The following is a 20,322-nucleotide window of genomic DNA, read 5'->3' on the forward strand; positions in this document are numbered from 1 at the left end:
TTTTGCAGAACCAGCGCTGGCCGATCTACAACGCATCAAGCAGGGGTACCATGACCAGGGTGTCCCCGAGGTTGGCATCATGAGCCTGACAATCTTCCGCCCATCAGGATCACCGCTGAACCCAGCAAAATGATTGCCGCACCAAGAATATCACTGGGTAGGGGACGACTCTGTTCTACAATCACGACCCAGACCAACGAGGCAATAATGTAAATCCCGCCGTACGCGGCATAGGTGCGTCCGGCCAGGCTCAGATCGACACGGGTCAAAATAGCGGCGAACAGAAAAAGCGCGATGATGCCTGGCAATAGCCAAAGCGCGCTGCGATCAAGGCGCAACCACATCCATAGCGTATAACAACCGGCAATTTCAAAAACTGCCGCCGCCACATACCAGAACCAGGCCGCGAACAGATTCATTTGTCTGCTTCTTTCATCAAGCGTATTCTTTCATAATTAATATGTTTACAGCTTACTTCGGCACACAAGGGTATCGCACCAAGATGACTACAAAAAATAACCGCCATCCCTCTAGGAAAGGATACGCCCGGTAACAATTGATGCCAGGCGGCATGGCGACCGTTGTTTATTTCACTTTTATGTCATCGTCTCTTGTGTGGTTTTAAAGGGTTTGTTTTGGTTGGCACTTTACGTTAGGATAAAAACCATGCGTGGGATAGCTATCCTGTTTCTGTCGTTTTTATTGCTGGTCGGCAATACGGCCATCGCCGTCGATCTGCATGCCGAAGCGCTGAACGGGCAACATCATCCCGAGTCGACCCCTGATAACAAGCATCCCGATAAGACGACACAGGCCGCCTCTCACCACTGTTGCCACGGTCAGGCCCATTTCCTTTCTGTTCCCACGGAATCCCGATTTAATGGCCTGATCGCCACCGGCCACGACTGGGCAATTCTGTCAACGATTCGTCCCGAACATCCCGGCCACGCGCCGCCAACTCCACCCCCGATCTCCCTCAGCTGATCATCTGGTTACTGGTCCGACTGCCGGACTGATCCGTCCATGATTTCCATGGTACATGGTGGCGCATGAGCGTCTCACATGTTGACCGTCGACGTATGTATAACCGGCATGATGTTTTGCCGCCGATGAACGTTCGATGGATCACAGATCATCTCTGTTCACCCGTGCAGCGGTTCAAGATTCGACGGCCTGACCGTCCGTATCCCGACAATTGAAACACAACAGGAGATGACATCGTGTATTCATCCCTTCGATATTTAACCGTGGTCGGCCTGTGCTTGCTGGCGGCAATTAGCCAGTCTGTGGCGTCGCCTGATCCGACACCGGCCCGACTCAGCCTGGATGCCGCGTTAAGCCGCGCCATGGAATACAACTATGCCATTCAGGCGGCACAACGGCGCGTGGGTATCCGCGCCGGCGAGGCCGAACATGCCGGGCGTTTGTTTCCCTCCAACCCGGAGCTGGAACTGGAAAGGGCGGACCGCGAAGCACCCGATGGCAGCAGTACCACGGATCTGGGCATTACCCTCAAGCAGGAAATCTGGATGGGCAACAAGGGTGACCTGCGCGAGGAGGCCGCGAACCTGCGTACCAAAGCGGCCCGCAACGAACTGGATTTTCTGCGCACCAGCGTCGCCGCGCGCACGCGCCGCGCCTTCATGCGGGTTCTGCTGGCCCGCGAGGCGGTGCGCACCGCCGAACGGGTGGTGGAGCTGGCCGAGCGTCTTCAGCGTTATGCCCGGCGCCGCAAACAGGCCGGGGAGGCGACCCGGATGGAGGTCAACGTGGCGGTAATCGGGCTGGGCCGGGCCCGCGCCGAGCGGGTCAGGGCCGAACGGGACCTGACTCGCGCCCGGCTCACCCTGGCCGAAATACTCAACATCGATCCCTCGCGCCCCCTGGAGCCGCAAGGTGAACTGCAACCGGTGGCCCTGAATCTGCCCAATACCAATACGCTGGTACGCCGCGCATTGGATCGGCGGCGCGATCTGGCCGGCTCGGCCCAGGCGGTGCTGGCGGCCCGCAAGGAGTTGCGCCTGGCCAACCGGGAGATCATCCCCAATCTCACCATCATGGGGTTCTATAAAGAGGAAGAGTCCGCGGAGATCACCGGTCTGGGCGTCTCCGTGCCGATTCCCCTGTTTCATTATTACAGCGGGGAGCAGGCGGCCGCCGGTGAACGATTGCAACTGGCCCAGGTGGAGCGTGATGCGCTGATGTTGCAGGTGCGTCGCGAAACATTACAGGGGATCGCCGACTATCGCGCGGCCCGCCGTCGTGTGGATCTACTGAACGACGATATGCTCGCGGCCGCCGAACAGAACCTGCGTCTGACCCGCGTCGCGTTCAGCGAGGGCAAGGTCGGCGCGCCGGCGATCACCACTGCCCAGGACAACCTGCTCAACGTGCGCCGCACCTATCTGGATGCCCTTGACGAATTGATCAGCGCCGCCACGGCGCTGGAGCGGGCCACGGGTGGCCTGATTCACATGGGGCAGGGCGTACCTAAAACCGATTCCCGGGAGAAATCATAATGACTATCCGACAGACACACCTTTATATACTGTTAATGCTGGGCGGCCTGGCCCTGCCCATCGGCGCGCCGCTGGCCGCCGAAGAAGACCACGCCGCCGAACCGGCGGGCGAGCATGAACGGCATGTCGAAGAAGGCGCTCACAAGGAAGCGGACGGCGAGGAAAAGCACAAGGAAAACGCGGTCCATCTGAGCGAGGCCCAGCACAAACGGCTGAACCTCAAGGTGGAGAAAGCCGAGCGCGGCAGCGCCGAGGCGGTTGTCCGCCTGCCGGCCACACTGGACTTCGACGCCGATCGCATCGCCCGGATCGGCCCGCGGCTGCGCGCCAAGGTCGTCGAAGTGGTCAAGGATCTGGGCGCGCCGGTACGGGCCGGCGAGCCGGTGCTGATCATGGACAGCGTGGCCCTGGGCAAGGCCAAGGCCCAGTATCTGACCGCCCGCGCGCGATTCAACACGGAACAGGCCAACTATAACCGCGAGCGGGAACTGGCCGCCCAGGAGATCGCCAGCGAGGCGGCATTGCTGGAAGCCCGGGCGCGCTATCGCCAGGCCCGGGCCGAACTGGAGGCCGCGGCCGAGGAACTGCGCCTGTATGGTCTCTCGCGTGAAGCCGTCAAGGCTATCGAGGCCGGCGGCAAGACACCCCTGTCGCGTTATGTCCTGACCAGTCCCATCGACGGAGTCGTCCAGCAGCGTGATGTGGCACCGGGACAGACCGTTGGCCCGGAAGCGACTCCGATTCATGTGGTCGATGACAGCCGCATGTGGGTCATGATCCAGGCCTATGAACGCCATATCCCGGCCCTGGCAGACGGCCAGCAGGTGCATCTGCGCCTGCGCGCCCTGCCCGATGAGACCTTCGAGGGGCGGGTCGACTGGATCTCGCGGGCGCTGGATCGCGACTCGCGCACGCTCGATCTTCGCGCCACGGTCGACAACCGCGACCATCTGCTGCGCGCCGGCATGTTCGGCACCGCCTCCATCCATGTGGCCGAGGGTGGGGAGACCGCCCTGGTGCCCGTGGACGCGGTGCAGCGCATCGAGGACAAGCCCATGGTATTCGTGCCCGGCGACGAGCCGGGGGCGTATCGCGCCGTCCCGGTGGTACTGGGCGAAGAGTCCGGCGGCCAGGTGGAGGTGATCGCCGGCCTGCATCCCGGAGAGGCACTGGTGGTTGCCGGTGCCTTCGATCTGAAATCCGTCATGACCGCCGGTGGCCGCAGCGCCGCCCACAACCACTAAGGGGAGAGCCGTATGATCGACAAACTGATACGCGCGGCGCTCGCCAACCGCCTGCTGACCCTGGTGCTGGTGCTCGGCCTGGCCGGTGCCGGTGTCTATTCCCTGCAGCGGGTGCCCATCGATTCGTTTCCCGATGTCACGCCGTCCATGGTCCAGGTCTTCACCGCCAGCCCCGGCCTCTCGCCGGTGGACGTGGAGACGCTGATCTCCTATCCGGTGGAGATCTCCATGTACGGCCTGCCCGGCCTGAAACGGGTGCAGAGCACCTCCATCTTCGGGCTCTCAAGGGTGAACATCTATTTCGAGGACGGCACCGACATCTACTTCGCCCGCCGGCTGGTGATGGAGCGCCTGGCCAAGGCCCGCGAGGCGATCCCCAAGGGGCTGGGCGAGCCGGAACTGGGGCCCATCACCAGCGGTCTGGGTCGGGTGTTCATGTACACCATCGAGAATGCGGAGGGCGCCAACCACTCACCAATGGCACTGCGCACCGCCCAGGACTGGATCGCCAAACCCATGCTGCGCACCGTCCCCGGGGTGACCGGCGTGCTCTCCATCGGCGGCGATGAGAAACAGTACCAGGTGAAACTGGATCAGGATGCGCTGGTGGCGCGGGACCTGGGCATCGCCGATGTACGCCGCGCCATTGTCGCCAACAACCGTAATGTGGGCGCCTCGTTCATCAATCGCGGTGGCGAGGAGTACATCATCCGTGGCTACGGCTGGGTGCAGCCCGGCGACAAGGGCCTGGAGGATCTGCGCAACATCCTGATCCGCGAGAAGGGCGGCACCCCGGTCTATCTGGGCGACGTGGCCGAGGTGAGCTACGGTCCCGCCATCCGCCGTGGTGCTCTGGTCGCCAACGGGGAAGAAGCGGTAGGCGGCTTCGTGCTCAAGCTGATCTATACCAACACCCAGGAACTGCTCGGCGCCATCGAAAAGAAGGCGGAGGCCATCAACCAGGCCCTGCCCGATGGGATGGTGCTCAATGACTACTACTCCCAGGGCGATCTGGTCTCCAAGGCCGTCGGCACGGTGGAGAAGGCGCTGCTGGAAGGCGCCGTACTGGTGCTGGTGCTGCTGTACCTGTTCCTGGGCAATGTACGCTCGACGCTGATCGTGATCGCCAGTCTGCCGCTGGCGGTGCTGGCAGCCTTCATCGCCATGGACTACGTGGGTATGTCCGCCAACCTGATGAGTCTGGGCGGCCTGGCCATCGGCATCGGCATGATGGTCGACGGCGCCGTGGTGGTGGTGGAGAACATCTTCCGTCACATGGAGGAAAGACAGAACGAGAAGATCAGCATGGTCCGACTGGTGGGCGAGGCCGCCCGCGAGGTGGCCCGGCCGGTCGTGTTCGCTATCGGCATCATCATCATCGTGTTCCTGCCGCTGTTCACCCTGCAGGGGGTGGAGGGCAAGATGTTCTCGCCCATGGCCTATACCATCTCCTTTGCCCTGGCAGGTGCGTTGCTCATGGCGCTGACCCTGGTGCCGGTGCTGGCCAGCCTGGTGTTCTCCAAAGGCAGCGCCCACGGTGAGCCCCGGCTGGTGGGCTGGCTCAAACAGGTCTACCGCCCGGTCATCCGGACCGTGGTGCAACGTCCGAAGGCGGTGTTCGGGACGGCGGTGGCCGTGTTTGCCGCGAGTTTGACCCTGTTTCCGTTTCTGGGTACGGAATTTGTGCCGACCCTGCGCGAGGGCACCTTCCTGGTGCGCTCGACGCTGCCCCCCGGCACCAACCTGGATAAATCCATCGAATACTCCAGCCATATCCAGGCGATCTTCGACGAGTTCCCGGAGGTCAAGGGCACCTACGCCCGCGTCGGCCGCGCCGAGGTCGGCGGCGATCCCGAGCCGGTGAACGTGGTGGCCTCGCTGGTCGCCCTCAAGCCACTCGACAAGTGGGACAGCGGGCGCAGTTATGAACAACTGCAAAGTGTGATGGCCGAGCGGCTGCAGGCCGAACTGCCGGGACTGGCCAACAACTTCTCCCAGCCCATCGCCCTGCGCACCGACGAACTGCTGTCGGGGATCATGGCCCAGGTGGTGATCAGCCTGTATGGCGAGGACCTGGATGAGCTGGCCGAATACGGGGAGAAGATCCAGCACATCGCCAGAGGGGTGGACGGCGCGGTCGACGTGCGCATGCAGCAACAGGGCGGCAAGCCGCAGGTGGTGGTGCGCCCCGATCGCGGGGAACTGGCCCGTTACGGCATCGCCCTGGATGAGGTGCTGAACGCGGTGGAGACCGGCATCGGCGGCGCCACGGCGGGGCAGGTGTTCGAAGGCATTCGCCGTTTCGACATCTTCGTGCGCCTGGCCGCGCAGAGCCGGGAGCGGATCGATCAGATCCGCAACCTGCCCCTGCGCACCGCCGAGGGTGCGCTGATCCCGCTGTCGCGCGTGGCGGACGTGGAGGTGTTCGTCGGGCCCAAGAAGATCTCGCGGGCCAAGGCCAGCCGCCGGGTGTTCGTGCAGCTCAATGTGCGCGGGCGCGACATGGGCAGCGTGGTGTCTGATATCGAGAAGCGGGTCAACAGTGAAATCGATCTGCCGGCCGGTTATTACGTCGAATACGGCGGCCAGTTCGAGAACCAGCGCCGCGCCATGCAAACCCTGTACATCGTGGTGCCCATCACCCTGGCGCTGATCTTTTTGATGCTGTTCTCGGCTTTCGGCAGCCTGCGCTACGCGGTGCTGATCTTTTTGAATGTGCCGTTTGCCATCACCGGTGGCATCATTGCCCTGTGGATATCCGGACTGTATCTGTCAGTGCCGGGTGCCGTGGGCTTCATCGCCGTGTTCGGGGTGGCCGTGCTCAACGGCGTGGTGATGGTCTCGTACATTAACCAGTTGCGAGAACAGGGTATGGAGACGCTGGAGGCCGTACGAGTCGGTGCTGAACGTCGCCTGCGTCCGGTATTGATGACCGCCTCGGTGGCCATCCTCGGGTTGATCCCGCTGCTGCTGGCCAGTGGTATCGGTGCCAACGTGCAGCGACCGCTGGCCGCCGTTGTGATAGGTGGCCTGGTCACCTCGACCCTGCTGACCCTGCTGGTGCTGCCGAGTGTCTATCGCTGGTTCGCCGTGCCGCGCCGTGAAGCCAAAATCTGACAAGAGGAATCCATTATGAAAGAGATCAAAGCCTATATCCGCAACAACATGGTCGATGCCGTGATCGATGCCCTGGCGGCCATGCCGGACATTCCCGGCGTGGCCGTGGTGCCGGTCAACGGTTTCGGTCATGTCCATGACAACGGGGATACCACCGTGCGCGTCTCCATGAGCAAACTGGAGATCGACGTACCGGCGTATGAGGTGGAAGCCGTCATCGACTGTATTACGCGTCATGCGCGCACCGGCGAGGGCCACCCCGGCGACGGCAAGGTCTACGTCCAGAGCCTGGACGAAGCCGTGCGCATCGCGGACGGGCAGCGGGGCGAAGGGATCCTCGTCCGCTTCGTGTGATCCGGCCTGCCGGATCACACGAAAGCAGGGTGGATCAAGCCACAGGCGGATCCACCTTCCCCGGGCCTGTGGGAGCACCCCGCGGGCGCGATTTCGAATAAGCCGGATCCGCTGCGCTTGATCCGGCCTACCGGGTCACAAAAGCAGGGTGGATCAAGCCGCAGGCGGATCCACCTTCCTCGGGCCTGTGGGAGCGCCCCGCGGGCGCGATTCTTTCTATGCGCCGGATCCGCTCTGCCTGGTTCGGCCTACCGGTTACCCCCGAGTTATTGACAGCTTGCCGGTAAAAGATAACTCTGATGCTCTTGCCGATGAGTTCGGCGCCAGCATTCTTGATCCGGCATATTGTGGTAAAACTACGAAGCGACGCCTGATGACAAACAAAGACCGCTACGATGTCTCTGATTCGGTGGAACTGGTCCTGGTTCATCCCTTTCGGGAGGGCAACGGTCGTTGCGCACGCCTGCTCGCAAGTATCATGGCGCTGCAGGCCGGACTGCCGGTATTGGACTTCAGCTTGTTAAGTAAAATGAAAAAAGCGGATTATTTCGCCGCGGTTCAAGCCGGCATGGATCGCAACTATCGGCCAATGGAGGACCTGTTCGCGGAAATTATCGAGAATTCGATTCGGGCTTAGACGGGGCAGGTTGAAAATCACCATCGGTAACATCAGTGATTTGTCGGCGTATTACCGCAACACTTTCCCCGGTTTCGATAGCAGTGGAGCTGGAAACACTGGTGATCAGGGCATCCCGGTATTTCCGGGGATCCCGCAGATGAGGATTGGACTTGAACAGGGATTTCTTTGTCATGCGCAGCGCCTTCAAAGTCAGGAGACGGCCCCCGAAGCGCCTGGATTCCCGGGGCTCACAGCCAACCGCTGGAAGGAAGCACCGCAGACACACAGACAAGCACGCAGCAGGATTGACCCGTCTACTCTCTATGATCGCATCTTTTGCTTAAAATTCAAGCAATTATGCACCGAATTCAGACAAATGTCGGGAATAAATTAATCACAAATCAACAAGTTAATCGGTTTTCCGTTCCCGGCCCAACCCTCATCCCTGCCCGCAGGGCCGGGCGCGACAGGACAAGTGGCAAGCAGCAAGCAGGTCGCCGCTGGAAGCGCCTCCCACAAATACCCTGGCTTTATCTGCCGACTGCCATCTGCCAACTATCTCTCTACTCGTAACTCGTCCCTCGTCATTGCCCGAAGGGCCGGGGCCTGTGGGAGCGCCCCACGGGCGCGAATTTCACTTGATCCGGCGCCTCTCTGCCGGCTGCCATCTGCCAACTGCCAGCTGCTAACTATATTTCTCCTCGTCCCTCGTAACTCGTCCCTAGTGCCTGCCCAAAGGGCAATGGCGGATTTCGGCTAGGGGATATCCCTGATACTATTAATAATGCGCCTCAGTTAGTCTTAGAGAAGCTGTGTGGCGAAATTTGGGGATTTCGTGGATAAATTAAATAAAAAAGAGCTCTCGGAACGAGATATTTGCAGCAAATGCATTACACCCGCCTTGTTCAAGGCGGGGTGGGATGCTGATACGCAAATTCGTGAGGAGGTCGCTCTTACAGACGGAAAGATTCTTGTTCGGGGCCAGAAGCACAAACGGGGTGAGCGTAAATTTGCAGATTACATCCTGTTCTATAAGCCAAATATCCCGATTGCGGTCATCGAGGCCAAGGATAATCACCACTCAATAGGGGATGGGATGCAGCAGGCATTGCACTACAGCGACATGCTGGGGCGTGCTGATGCGCAGGAGTCGTTACCCTTTGTTTTCAGTTCCAATGGCGACGGCTTCTTATTTCATGACCGCACCATAACGGACAGGGCAGTCGAGCGCGAGATTCCGATGGACGATTTCCCATCGCCCGAGGAGCTCTGGCAGCGCTATTGTGCATGGAAGGGCATTGAGGAATCGCGCAAGCCCATAGTGGAACAGGACTATTTTTACGACAACAGCGGAAAATCGCCGCGCTATTACCAACTCAACGCCATCAACCGCACTATAGAAGCCATTGCCAAGGGTCAGCAACGCATTCTGCTCGTTATGGCCACGGGCACGGGCAAAACCTATACCGCCTTTCAGATTATCTGGCGTTTATGGAAATCCGGCGCGAAGAAACGCATTCTCTATCTGGCCGACCGCAATATCCTCATCGACCAGACTAGAACCAATGACTTCAAGCCCTTTGGCAATGCTCTCACCAAGATACAGAATCGCCAGGCAGAGAAGTCCTACGAGATTTATCTGTCGCTCTACCAGGCCGTCAGCGGCAACGAAGAAGAGAAAAATATCTACAAGCAGTTCTCACCCGATTTTTTCGATCTGGTCGTCGTGGACGAGTGCCATCGGGGTAGTGCCCGCGAGGCCTCAGCCTGGCATGAAATCCTGGATTATTTCTCATCGGCAACCCATATCGGTATGACGGCGACACCAAAAGAAACAGAGGATGTGTCCAATATCCATTACTTTGGTGAGCCGGTATACACCTATACCCTCAAACAGGGTATCGAAGATGGTTTTCTTGCACCTTACAAGGTGGTGCGCCTCGATCTGGACAAAGATGTTTTCGGCTGGCGTCCACCCAAAGGAATGAAAGACAAGTACGGCAATGAGATTGAAGACCGTATTTACAACCAGAAAGACATGGACAAGTTTCTGGTTATCGAATCCCGCACCCAGATTATCGCGCAAAAGATTACCGAATATCTCAAGGCAACCGACCGTTTCAGCAAAACCATTGTATTTTGCGAAAATATCGACCATGCCGAGCGGATGCGCCGTGCCCTGGTCAACGAAAATGCCGATATGGTGGCCGAGAACCGCAAATACATTATGCGAATCACGGGTGATGAGCAGGAAGGTAAAGCCGAACTGGATAACTTTATCGATCCGGAAATCACTTATCCGGTTATCGCGACAACCTCAAAACTGATGAGCACAGGTGTCGACGCGCAAACCTGTAAGCTGATCGTGCTCGATCAAACCATCAATTCAATGACCGAGTTCAAGCAAATTGTTGGCCGTGGCACACGTATCAATGAAGCCTATGGAAAATATTATTTCACGATCATGGACTTCAAGAAGGCAACGGACAACTTTGCCGACCCGGATTTTGATGGTGAACCTGTGCAAATATACATCCCGCGCGCTGACGACACGGTTGTTCCCCCGGATGAAGTCGATCATGAAGGTGATTTACCGACAGAATATGTTCTACCGGAGGACCGGGATTTCGAGCCAACACAATCCACCGAAGGCCGGATTACATATGTAGTGGACAATGTGCCGGTTCAGGTTATATCGGAACGCGTTCAGTACATGGACGCTAACGGTAGACTGATTACCGAATCATTAAAGGATTACACCAAAAAAGCGGTGAACAAGGAGTACGCTTCCCTGGACCAGTTTCTCAAGACCTGGACAGACATTGGCCAGAAAAAAATCATTATCGAAGAGCTGGAAAAACACGGCGTATTCTTCGAGGCGCTGGAAGATGAGATCGGTAAAGACTATGACGCCTTCGACCTCATCTGCCATGTGGCCTATGACCAGAGGCCGCTAACACGCCATGAGCGCGCGCAAAACGTGCGTAAGCGGGACTATTTCACCAAATACGGGGAGCAGGCGAGGGTCGTGCTCGATGCCTTGCTGGAAAAATATGCAGATTCTGGCATCGAGAATATCGAGGACCTGAGTGTCCTCAATGTGCCACCCATCAGCCAGTATGGCACACCCGTAGAAATCGTTAAACTATTCGGCGGCAAGGACAAGTACCTGACTGCCATCCAGGAACTTGAACAACAGATATACAACGCCGCATAAACACTAAGCAGGAACCTATGTCAGTTACAACCGTAATCAAATCCATCCAGGACATCATGCGTAAAGACGCCGGTGTCGACGGCGACGCGCAGCGCATCGGGCAACTCGGGTGGATGCTGTTTCTCAAAATCTTCGATGATCAGGAACAAGAGCTGGAAGTCACCCAAGATGGCTACAAATCACCCATCCCCGAGAAACTTCGTTGGCGAAACTGGGCTGCCGATCCGGAGGGCATCACCGGTGAAAAACTCCAGAAGTTCATCAACGAGGACCTGTTTCCGACCCTGAAAGAGCTCTCAACCAAAAAGGGCGGGAAAAGCCCGCGCGGTCTGGTGGTGCAGCGCGTCTTCGAGGATGCATTCAACTACATGAAAAACGGCACCCTGGTACGGCAGGTGGTCAACAAGCTCAACGAGATCGACTTCAATCGCTCCTCGGACCGCCATACCTTCAACGACATCTACGAGAAACTGCTCAAAGATCTGCAAAGTGCGGGCAACGCCGGCGAATTCTACACACCCCGTGCCGTCACGCAGTTTATGGTCGACATGGTCGATCCCAAACTCAATGAACACGTCCTCGACCCCGCCTGTGGCACCGGTGGCTTTTTGACCTGTGCTATCGAGCACAAGCGGAGCAAATACGTCAGAAACGTCGAAGATCGCGATACCCTGCAAAGCTCATTTCACGGCATCGAAAAGAAGCAACTGCCGCACATGCTCTGCACCACCAACATGCTTCTCCACGGTATCGAAGTCCCAGAGCAAATCCGCCACGATAATGCCCTGGGCAGGCCACTCAAGGACTACGGCCCCCAGGATCGTGTCGATGTGATCATAACCAACCCGCCCTTTGGTGGCATGGAAGAAGACGGTATCGAACAAAACTTCCCCTCCAGTTTCCGCACCCGGGAAACTGCCGATCTGTTCCTGGTGCTTATCATGCGCCTACTTAAAGACCATGGCCGCGCCGCCATCGTCTTACCTGATGGCTTTCTATTTGGCGAAGGCATAAAAACTCGCGTCAAAGAGAAACTGCTGGAAGAATGCAACCTGCACACGATCGTGCGCTTGCCTAACTCGGTATTCGCGCCCTACACCAGCATCAAGACGAACCTGCTGTTTTTTGAAAAAGGCAAGCCCACCAAAGACATCTGGTACTACGAACACCGGCTCCCTGAAGGCTACAAAGCCTACAACAAAACAAGACCCATGCGTGTTGAAGAATTTGAAGTTGTCAAAAAATGGTGGGGCGGAAAAACGCGGAAAAAACGGGAAGAGTCTGAGCAAGCCTGGTGTGTCGATATCAAAGACATCGTTGCCAATAACTACAACCTCGACATCAAAAACCCCCACGTCGGCGAACAGGTCAGCCACGACCCCAACGAACTGTTGCAGCAATATGCAAAGCAGCAAAACGAGATCAGCGACCTGCGCAACCAGCTCAAGGAAATCCTGCAGGAAGCATTACATCGGGATGAGGCGTGATCATGTCCGACGTCATCACCAACAACCTCGATCTCTGGACCTCGGCCATCCTCACCAAATCCGGCGCCGGTCGCGGCAGCAACGGCAAGGAGCAAGCCTACGGCATCAAGAAACTGCGCGAGCTGATCCTGGAGCTGGCCGTGCGTGGCAAGCTGGTTCCGCAAGACCCCAAGGATGAGCCGGCTAGTGTGTTGCTGAAAAAGATTGCCAAAGAAAAAGCGCGGTTGGTTAAAGAAGGAAAAATAAGGAAACAAAAACCACAACTAGATATTTATGTCAAAGAAGAATTTTTTGAGATACCGGAAAATTGGAAATGGGTACGATTCGCTGAAATTGCACAACATAATGCAGGGAAAACACTCGATCGTGGACGAAACAATGGAGCGCCGAGAGATTACATAACGACATCTAATTTGTACTGGGGAGAATTCGATCTTTCCGATGTTCGGCAGATGCTTATCCGCGAGGATGAGCTTGATAGATGCACAGCTCGACAAGGCGACTTATTGATTTGCGAGGGTGGCGAAGCGGGCAGAGCAGCTGTATGGGATGAAGACTACGAAGTTTGTTTCCAGAATCACATCCATCGAGCAAGGTTTTATTGTTGTGTGAATTCATATTACGCATATCGATATTTTGAGTATTTAAGTGCAACAGGAAAAATTGAGAATTATAGGAAAGGTGTTGGTATTTCCAATATGTCAGGTAAGGCGCTTGCATCAATTGTTGTACCACTGCCGCCAGAAGCCGAACAACACCGCATCGTCGCCAAAGTCGACGAACTCATGGCTCTCTGCGACCAACTGGAGCAACAACAAACCCACAGTCTCGAAGCCCACCAGACCCTGGTCGAAACCCTGCTCGGCACGCTGACTAACGTCGAGTCTGCAGAAGGATTCGCCGAAGCCTGGACCCTCATCGCCGACCACTTCGGCATCCTCTTCACCACCGAACACAGCATAGACCAACTCAAACAAACCATCCTTCAACTCGCCGTCATGGGAAAACTCGTCCCACAAGACCCCAACGACGAACCGGCGAGTGTGTTGCTGGAAAAAATCGCCAAAGAAAAAGCGCGGTTGATTAAAGATCGAAAAATTAAGAAACAAAAACCACTACCTGCAATAGCTAAAAAAGAAAAGCCGTTTGCCCTCCCGAAATCTTGGGAGTGGAAGAGATTTGGAGACATTACTTATCAAATAACTGATGGCGCCCATCATACACCAACTTATGTAAATGAAGGCGTCCCATTTTTGTCAGTAAAGGATATGAGCACTGGTAAGCTCGACTTTACCGATACTCGCCTCATATCTCGGGTGCAACATGAAGATCTGATTAGGCGCTGTTATCCAAAGAAAGGTGATTTGCTTCTAACGAAAGTAGGCACCACTGGTATCCCTGTGCTCGTAGATACAAATGAAGAATTCAGCATTTTCGTTAGTGTTGCATTAATAAAATTCCCGCAAGATAAACTTGTTGGGAAGTATTTATCATGGTTAGTAAGTTCACCTATAGTAAAAGCGCAATCAGTAGAGGGTACAGAGGGCGTCGGGAATAAGAATCTCGTATTAAGAAAAATTGCAGCATTTTTGTTGGCTATTCCACCAGTAAATGAACAACACCGCATTGTCGCCAAGATCGACGAACTCATAGCCCTGTGCAACGCCCTCAAAGCGCGCCTCACCGATGCCCAGACCACCCAAATCCACCTCGCCGACGCCATTGTTGAACAGGCTATAGCATGAATATTGGCATTGAAGATGATACAAAGTTAATCTATGAGGCCAGTAGCCAGTATGGTCATCCTATATGGCCATCTCCGGTCATGCTACAAGTCGTAATCGCCTCAGAAGAGGACAAGGAATATACAGCAGCAAAACATAGAGATTTGGGTCCCAATACAATTATCTTCAGAGAGGAAACCTACAATTCGTCCAGTCGGGTTCGTCGTGGTCGGCTATATAAGGCAGGGAATGGACAGCCAGTGCAATGGTACGTATATCCGCATCCGGCTCTTCCATATGAGACAAACGCTGCTATACATAAGCGTGGAACATTAGCGAAACAAATATTTGCTTTTTCCTCATTCCGACTGAATCCCTATCTGAAACAGGAGAAAATTCATAGACCGGTTTTTATTCTTGGTGCAGAAGATAACTTTACCATCTGGACGCTCGTAAATACAGAAACAAGCGCAACAGGTGAGGAATTGGTAGTTCTCCGAGCCAGGAAGAGTATTGGAGCTCTACCACATTTGAACACCAGAAAAATCCTGGATGCAGATGGTCGCGCAGCGATTGAGCTGATCGAAAAGCTTGAAGAGGAACTCTACCGCGCAGGCCCGGAATCGATCATTGATCGCACCCGCGAAGCCGCAACGGCCATCTTGTCGAAGTTTCTGCAAATCAATGAGGTCGCAAAGCCGGGCAAGGATATTGGTCGGCTCGCAAATGCGGCGGCGGAGAGCGGGTTCGAAATCGTCGCCAATGCGGCCAGGGTCATCGCCCGCCTCCACGCGCGTGGCAAACACGCCGAACAAGAGCAGAGGCCAATCCGACCCATCACCGAGCAGGACGCGGAATTTGCGGTCCAGGCGGTGGGTACAATCCTGTGCGATCTGGGTTGGGCAAGATGGTAGATCCGAGCTACCCGACAGAGTAGATTAGTTATCTCTCTCCTGTGCATTACCCGAAAAATATTACATACTAGCGCGAAATATGATGTGAAATGCCTCTAAATACGTAACTCATTGATTACTGATATAAAATGGCTAGCTCAGAACAATTGAAAGCATTACTGCTCTCCCACATGGCGGGGGACGATGAACGCTTTTTGTCCATCGCCATGCAGGTGGCTGCCCATGAGGCCCGAATCGGGCATGGCAAGCTCGCGCTGGAGTTGCGGGATATTGTTGAGAAGGCGAAGCAACAAGCCAAAAAATCCACGGTGCCTGTGTCTATCGCCAAAGGTCTCAAAGATGCCTCTGGGCTGCTTTATGCGACTACGCCGCAGGTGCGACTCACTGATCTGGTTACGACCGACGTGGTGCTGGCAAAGCTAAAGCGCGTTATTCGTGAGCAACGCCACCTGGGTAAGCTCAAGAGTCATGGGCTCGCGCCACGCCGCAAGCTGTTATTGGTTGGCCCGCCTGGCACTGGCAAGACATTCACCGCTTCGGTAATGGCCGGTGAGCTGGGTTACCCTCTGTTTCAGGTGCGTCTAGATGCGGTTATCACTAAATTCATGGGCGAGTCATCAGCGAAATTGCGACAGGTCTTCGATGCTATTCGCGAGGTGCGAGGCGTATATTTCTTTGACGAGTTTGACGCACTGGGTACGCAACGGGCTACACCGAATGATGTCGGCGAAGCGCGTCGCATCCTTAACAGCTTTCTGCAGATGATCGAGCAGGATGATTCCAATAGCGTGATTGTTTGTGCGACCAATCATCCGCACATACTGGATTACGCCTTGTTCCGGCGTTTTGATGATGTAATTCAGTACCATCTTCCTGGTAAGGACGAGATTATCAGCTTGCTCAAGCGCCGGCTCTCGCCTTATGTGGCAAAAGGATTCCCCTGGACGGAACTGTCTGAGAAGTCGAAGGGTTTGAGCAGTGCCGAGGTCACACTCGTGGCAGAGGATGCGATCAAAGAGCTTCTTATTCACGAACATGAGCGGATAACTGAGGCGACGGTTGAGTGCGCCATTCAAGACCGGCGCGGAATGAGCCACGAAAGACACAAATAGGGAAGTACCGTGTCTGAAAAAAAGGATGTAAAACCCCATATCTATTTAGGCTCCACCGGCAAGCCAGAACCTTTCACTTCGCCGTCGACAGGTGGCGGCGCCAAACCGGATATCCCGCCACGCAATCGTCAACAGCATGGCAGCGAACTCATTGGCCAGTTGCGCACGGTTGAACAACAGCAGGCCGGCCTCCGTCAAGAAGCGGATCAGTACGAGCTGGAATCTGTTATAGGCATCCAGGTTGAGTTCGAGAGTTTTCCAGGGATTGAACTTGCCGTGGAGAGTCTTGCCGATGCCCGGCAGAAAATCGAGTTGCTGAATGTCATCCCCCGGGACAACAAAATATTCGCCACCATCTTTGTGCCCGAAGGCAAGCTATCGTCCATTGAGGCAAAGTTGCGGGCCTATCTGGAAGAGAAGAGAGACGCCGCGGGGCGTCCACGTGACAATCGCAAGCTGATTGATGCGATACAGTCATTTCGCACGGCGGCGCTGGAAGCGCTGTGGACAGACGATCGGGATCAGCTACCTGATAATCCTGAAGAGACGTTCTGGTGGGAGGTGTGGTTACCCGTGCGCCGTGATCGGAATGCCGTGCTGCATGATTTTCAACGCTTGGCCAAAGCGGCGAAAATCACTGTTTCGGAACAGGTTCTGGAATTTCCCGAACGCTCCGTCCTGCTGGCCAAGGGTAATAGGCACCAGTTCTCCCGTAGCGGTTTGTTGCTGAACAGTATTTCCGAACTGCGCAGGGCAAAGGAAACGGCGGCCTTCTTCGACGAGTTATCGCCAGAGGAACAGCAGGAATGGGCGGCGGATTTACGCGGTCGCTTGGTTCAGCCGCTGGATGCCGAGCTTGCTCCCTACGTTTGCCTATTGGATACCGGTACAAATATTGGGCACCCCCTGCTGGAACCCTTCAACGACTCGGCCGATCAGTTGACGATTGATGCCGATTGGACGGGTGCAGATGATCACGGACATGGCACCGGTATGGCAGGGCTTGCTGCCTGGGGTGATCTGACCCAACCACTTGAGGATATGGCGGCAGTCGAGATCAAGCACCGACTGGAATCGGTAAAGGTCTTGCGTTATCCCCATGATAATGAAGGCAAGCACCTGGGGGTTGTGACGGCTGATGGCGTAGCGACGCCGGAGATACAAAACCCGCTTCGTACCCGCGTATTTTCTATGGCGCTTTCGGCCACTGATACCCGCGACCGTGGCAGGCCTTCTGCATGGTCGGCCGCACTGGACAGTCTGGCGGTGGATTACTTGGGTGAGAATCAGACGCCCAGGCTATTTACGATCTCGGCAGGTAATTCGGGTGATGATCTGATGGCGATGGCCGGATATCCGGATTACAACCTGCTACGGGATATTCATGATCCTGGACAGGCGTGGAATGCATTGACTGTGGGGGGGTATACGGAGAAGGACAACATTGTCGAATCGGACTGCGTTGCCTATACACCACTCGCGCCTGCGGGTGGATTATCACCTTTTAGCACCACCTCGGTTACCTGGCACAACTCGACACCGATCAAACCGGAAGTTGTGTTTGAAGCTGGTAACGTCGGCAAGGATACGATTAGCTGCGCGTCAATTCCCAGCTTGAGTTTATTGACGACGCATCATCAGCCTGTGCAGCGCTTGTTTTCCACATTTCACGCGACCAGTGCGGCGACGGCATTGGCAAGCCGCTTTGCGGCTAATATCTATGCGCAGTATCCAACTCTATGGCCGGAAACCGTCAGAGCGTTGATGGTTCATTCCGCAGAATGGACGGGCACCATGGTGGCGCAATTCTCCCAAGGGACCACCGATAGGCAACGCGCACAACACAGGGTTCGTTCTGTTGGTTATGGGGTACCTTATTTAGAGCGTGCACTGTGGAGCGCCAATAATTCGTTGGCATTAATCGTCGAAGACAAATTGCAGCCTTTCGGTAAGTTTGATGGCAAGATTAAAACGCGTGATATGCATCTGCATGATCTTCCCTGGCCGAAAGACGCACTGCAGGACCTGGGCGAGACTGCGGTTGAAATGACCGTCACGCTTTCATATTTCATTGAACCGAACCCATCAAGCCGTATTGTCAGCGGCAAATATAGTTACCAAAGTCATGGGCTGCGCTTTGATGTAAAGCGACAGCTTGAGTCAGTCTATGACTTCAGAAAACGCATTAACAGACAGGCGCGGGATGAAGAGGAAGGCACGACAAAAGCACCGGCCGATCCGGATTGGTTGCTTGGTTCGCAGTTTAGGCACAAAGGTTCTATTCATAAAGATGTCTGGAAGGGGAAGGCGGTGGATCTTGCGGAGCGAGGACAGATTGCCGTCTACCCTGCCATGGGCTGGTGGCGGACAAGAGCAGGGCTCGGCCGGTATGACAAAGAGGCTCGCTACGCGTTGGTAGTCACCATTTCCGTTCCGGATGTCGATGTTGATATCTATAGTGCGATATCTGCTTTGGTCACGGCTGAGCAAATTCTTGTCGAAGGAGTTTAATTTTGCCAATACAACACGCCATCTACTACTAGTGGGGTCCGCACCAACGCAACTCGTTGAAATAAAGATAAGCGGGGTCGGACCACCGCAAGCTATTGAACTACCGGATAAATACTCGAGAAATCAGGGTCAGTGCATAGTATCTACTAATATTAGAGAAAATAGTGATTTGATCCAAATTACTTGGAAAATACATGAGAAATATCTTCGACCAATATAGTCAACCAGAAAACCGGCTTACTCATGCTTTGGTCTCTGTATTGGATCACGACAGGACGTTGTTGAAACAGTTCGTTCGTTGGGTAACGCTTAAAACACCTCCCAAATCTCTATCAATCATCGAACAGCAATTACCAGGTGAGCCACAAATTTCTGAAGAGGAGTCAGAGAGGCGAGGTTTGCCCGATGCGTGGATATTCGACGATGAGTACTGGTCGTTGCTGGTTGAGAGCAAGATTTCATCACCGCTGAATAATGACCAGTTAAGGCGTCATTACAACGCGGCAATAAAACGCGGGTATCAAGAAATATTAGTCTTGGCTATTGACGTAACTAAACCAACCCGGAAGTTACCGGATTATGTGCTATTCAAAACATGGTCTGAAATATATACCTGGTTATACAAACATGCCAGTCTGTCAACCTGGGCTGCCGAAGCGACTAGATACATGGAGGTCGCAGAGTCTAAAATGGTTAATGATGGCTACTTAAAAGAGGGGACACTCACTGTGTTTTCTGGAATTCCTTTTTCAAACGATAACCCTTATAACTATCCTGAGGCTAAAAGGCTAATAAAGTTGGCCATGGATGAGCTGCGTGGCAGGAAGTCCCTGATAAAACAACTCGGGATGAATCCAAAAGGCATTGGACGTGGGGCCATTACAGGCAAAGATGGCGGGGCAGTCTGGGACTTTTTACGGCTAAAAGGTTCAAGTAACGAAGAAGCATTTACTAAATACCCTCACTTGACTATGGGGATTGGTCGAGACAGAGTCTTGGCAATTGTTACTGTACCGCATGGCATAAGAACAGAATTCAGAAGAAATATTATTGACCTTGAGTTTGATGGCTTTGAAGATTTAATGAGGCTTGTCAATAAAAATCTTGTTAAATCATTAAGGAAGGCAAAAGGTTCTGCACCATGGGTTGATGTTGTACAAAGACGTTATCCTTCCCAGCGTTCTGCTGCAATAGTCGATGCACGAGTAGAATATGATCTAAGAACGGCATTTCCTGGAAATACAAAGCACCCCGTTAAAACTCAACCTGAATGGTTAATGGCAACCTATGACGCCTTATCAAATAAAAAATCAAATCTCCAAGTAGCTGTGGGTGCGATATTCCCATATAGATCATGTGCAAAAACAGCGACACCTGAAATACTCGATTATGTCGAAGCCACATGGATCGCGTGTAAGCCATTAATCGATATAATGGTTAAAGGCGAATACTGAACTGTACGATGACAGCACACCTATTCTGTGGAGAGCTTACCGGGAGGGGT

The 20,322-nt window shown here is 54.9% G+C and carries 15 protein-coding genes; 14 read left to right on the top strand and 1 reads right to left on the bottom strand.

Annotation, left to right across the window (positions count from 1 at the left end; translation table 11 throughout):
- Window positions 1-77: 77 nt before the first annotated feature.
- Window positions 78-419, bottom strand: coding sequence for a YnfA family protein (locus U5J94_RS11465; RefSeq protein ID WP_322565766.1), 342 nt, complete (start codon window positions 417-419; stop codon window positions 78-80).
- 247 nt (window positions 420-666) lie between these two features.
- On the opposite strand from U5J94_RS11465, the gene U5J94_RS11470 reads away from it, so the two are divergent.
- From U5J94_RS11470 to U5J94_RS11535, 14 genes are all read left to right on the top strand, one after another.
- A complete protein-coding gene (locus U5J94_RS11470) occupies window positions 667-984 on the top strand; it encodes a hypothetical protein (protein WP_322565767.1) in 318 nt (105 codons plus the stop codon).
- A gap of 236 nt (window positions 985-1,220) precedes the next feature.
- Window positions 1,221-2,519, top strand: a complete 1,299-nt coding sequence (locus U5J94_RS11475) for a TolC family protein (protein ID WP_322565768.1) — start codon at window positions 1,221-1,223, stop codon at window positions 2,517-2,519.
- The gene (locus tag U5J94_RS11480) at window positions 2,519-3,763 is read left to right on the top strand and encodes an efflux RND transporter periplasmic adaptor subunit (RefSeq protein ID WP_322565769.1); all 1,245 of its coding nucleotides are present in this window, start codon (window positions 2,519-2,521) and stop codon (window positions 3,761-3,763) included. The genes U5J94_RS11475 and U5J94_RS11480 overlap by 1 nt, the downstream gene beginning before the upstream one ends.
- A gap of 12 nt (window positions 3,764-3,775) precedes the next feature.
- On the top strand, window positions 3,776-6,880 hold the full coding sequence (locus tag U5J94_RS11485) for a CusA/CzcA family heavy metal efflux RND transporter (protein ID WP_322565770.1): 3,105 nt from the start codon (window positions 3,776-3,778) through the stop codon (window positions 6,878-6,880).
- A gap of 15 nt (window positions 6,881-6,895) precedes the next feature.
- A complete protein-coding gene (locus U5J94_RS11490) occupies window positions 6,896-7,234 on the top strand; it encodes a P-II family nitrogen regulator (protein ID WP_322565771.1) in 339 nt (112 codons plus the stop codon).
- 277 nt (window positions 7,235-7,511) lie between these two features.
- Window positions 7,512-7,871, top strand: coding sequence for a hypothetical protein (locus U5J94_RS11495; RefSeq protein ID WP_322565772.1), 360 nt, complete (start codon window positions 7,512-7,514; stop codon window positions 7,869-7,871).
- A gap of 10 nt (window positions 7,872-7,881) precedes the next feature.
- Window positions 7,882-8,247, top strand: a complete 366-nt coding sequence (locus U5J94_RS11500) for a hypothetical protein (RefSeq protein ID WP_322565773.1) — start codon at window positions 7,882-7,884, stop codon at window positions 8,245-8,247.
- 441 nt (window positions 8,248-8,688) lie between these two features.
- Entirely contained in the window at window positions 8,689-11,070 is a 2,382-nt protein-coding gene (hsdR, locus tag U5J94_RS11505; RefSeq protein ID WP_322565774.1) for an EcoAI/FtnUII family type I restriction enzme subunit R, read from the top strand.
- Window positions 11,071-11,087: 17 nt separating this feature from the next.
- Window positions 11,088-12,557 carry a class I SAM-dependent DNA methyltransferase gene (locus tag U5J94_RS11510; RefSeq protein ID WP_322565775.1) on the top strand — a complete coding sequence of 490 codons (1,470 nt, stop codon included), beginning with the start codon at window positions 11,088-11,090 and terminating at the stop codon, window positions 12,555-12,557.
- 2 nt (window positions 12,558-12,559) lie between these two features.
- Window positions 12,560-14,302, top strand: a complete 1,743-nt coding sequence (locus tag U5J94_RS11515) for a restriction endonuclease subunit S (RefSeq protein WP_322565776.1) — start codon at window positions 12,560-12,562, stop codon at window positions 14,300-14,302.
- Complete coding sequence (locus U5J94_RS11520) at window positions 14,299-15,195, top strand: hypothetical protein (RefSeq protein ID WP_322565777.1); 897 nt, start codon at window positions 14,299-14,301, stop codon at window positions 15,193-15,195. The genes U5J94_RS11515 and U5J94_RS11520 overlap by 4 nt, the downstream gene beginning before the upstream one ends.
- Window positions 15,196-15,323: 128 nt before the next feature.
- A complete protein-coding gene (locus U5J94_RS11525; protein WP_322565778.1) occupies window positions 15,324-16,307 on the top strand; it encodes an ATP-binding protein in 984 nt (327 codons plus the stop codon).
- Between the two features lie 9 nt (window positions 16,308-16,316).
- Complete coding sequence (locus U5J94_RS11530; RefSeq protein WP_322565779.1) at window positions 16,317-18,818, top strand: S8 family peptidase; 2,502 nt, start codon at window positions 16,317-16,319, stop codon at window positions 18,816-18,818.
- A 194-nt stretch (window positions 18,819-19,012) separates the two neighbouring features.
- The gene (locus U5J94_RS11535; protein WP_322565780.1) at window positions 19,013-20,272 is read left to right on the top strand and encodes a hypothetical protein; all 1,260 of its coding nucleotides are present in this window, start codon (window positions 19,013-19,015) and stop codon (window positions 20,270-20,272) included.
- Window positions 20,273-20,322: the final 50 nt, after the last annotated feature.

The organism is Thiohalophilus sp. (genome assembly GCF_034522235.1).
GTDB lineage: Bacteria > Pseudomonadota > Gammaproteobacteria > UBA6429 > Thiohalophilaceae > Thiohalophilus.

Excerpts from the sequence above, each read along its gene's own strand:
- U5J94_RS11465 (WP_322565766.1), bottom strand. The coding sequence starts at position 419 with ATGAATCTGTTCGCGGCCTGGTTCTGGTATGTGGCGGCGGCAGTTTTT.
- U5J94_RS11470 (WP_322565767.1), top strand. The coding sequence starts at position 667 with ATGCGTGGGATAGCTATCCTGTTTCTGTCGTTTTTATTGCTGGTCGGC.
- U5J94_RS11480 (WP_322565769.1), top strand. The coding sequence starts at position 2,519 with ATGACTATCCGACAGACACACCTTTATATACTGTTAATGCTGGGCGGC.
- U5J94_RS11485 (WP_322565770.1), top strand. The coding sequence starts at position 3,776 with ATGATCGACAAACTGATACGCGCGGCGCTCGCCAACCGCCTGCTGACC.
- U5J94_RS11490 (WP_322565771.1), top strand. The coding sequence starts at position 6,896 with ATGAAAGAGATCAAAGCCTATATCCGCAACAACATGGTCGATGCCGTG.
- U5J94_RS11510 (WP_322565775.1), top strand. The coding sequence starts at position 11,088 with ATGTCAGTTACAACCGTAATCAAATCCATCCAGGACATCATGCGTAAA.
- U5J94_RS11515 (WP_322565776.1), top strand. The coding sequence starts at position 12,560 with ATGTCCGACGTCATCACCAACAACCTCGATCTCTGGACCTCGGCCATC.
- U5J94_RS11520 (WP_322565777.1), top strand. The coding sequence starts at position 14,299 with ATGAATATTGGCATTGAAGATGATACAAAGTTAATCTATGAGGCCAGT.
- U5J94_RS11525 (WP_322565778.1), top strand. The coding sequence starts at position 15,324 with ATGGCTAGCTCAGAACAATTGAAAGCATTACTGCTCTCCCACATGGCG.
- U5J94_RS11535 (WP_322565780.1), top strand. The coding sequence starts at position 19,013 with ATGAGAAATATCTTCGACCAATATAGTCAACCAGAAAACCGGCTTACT.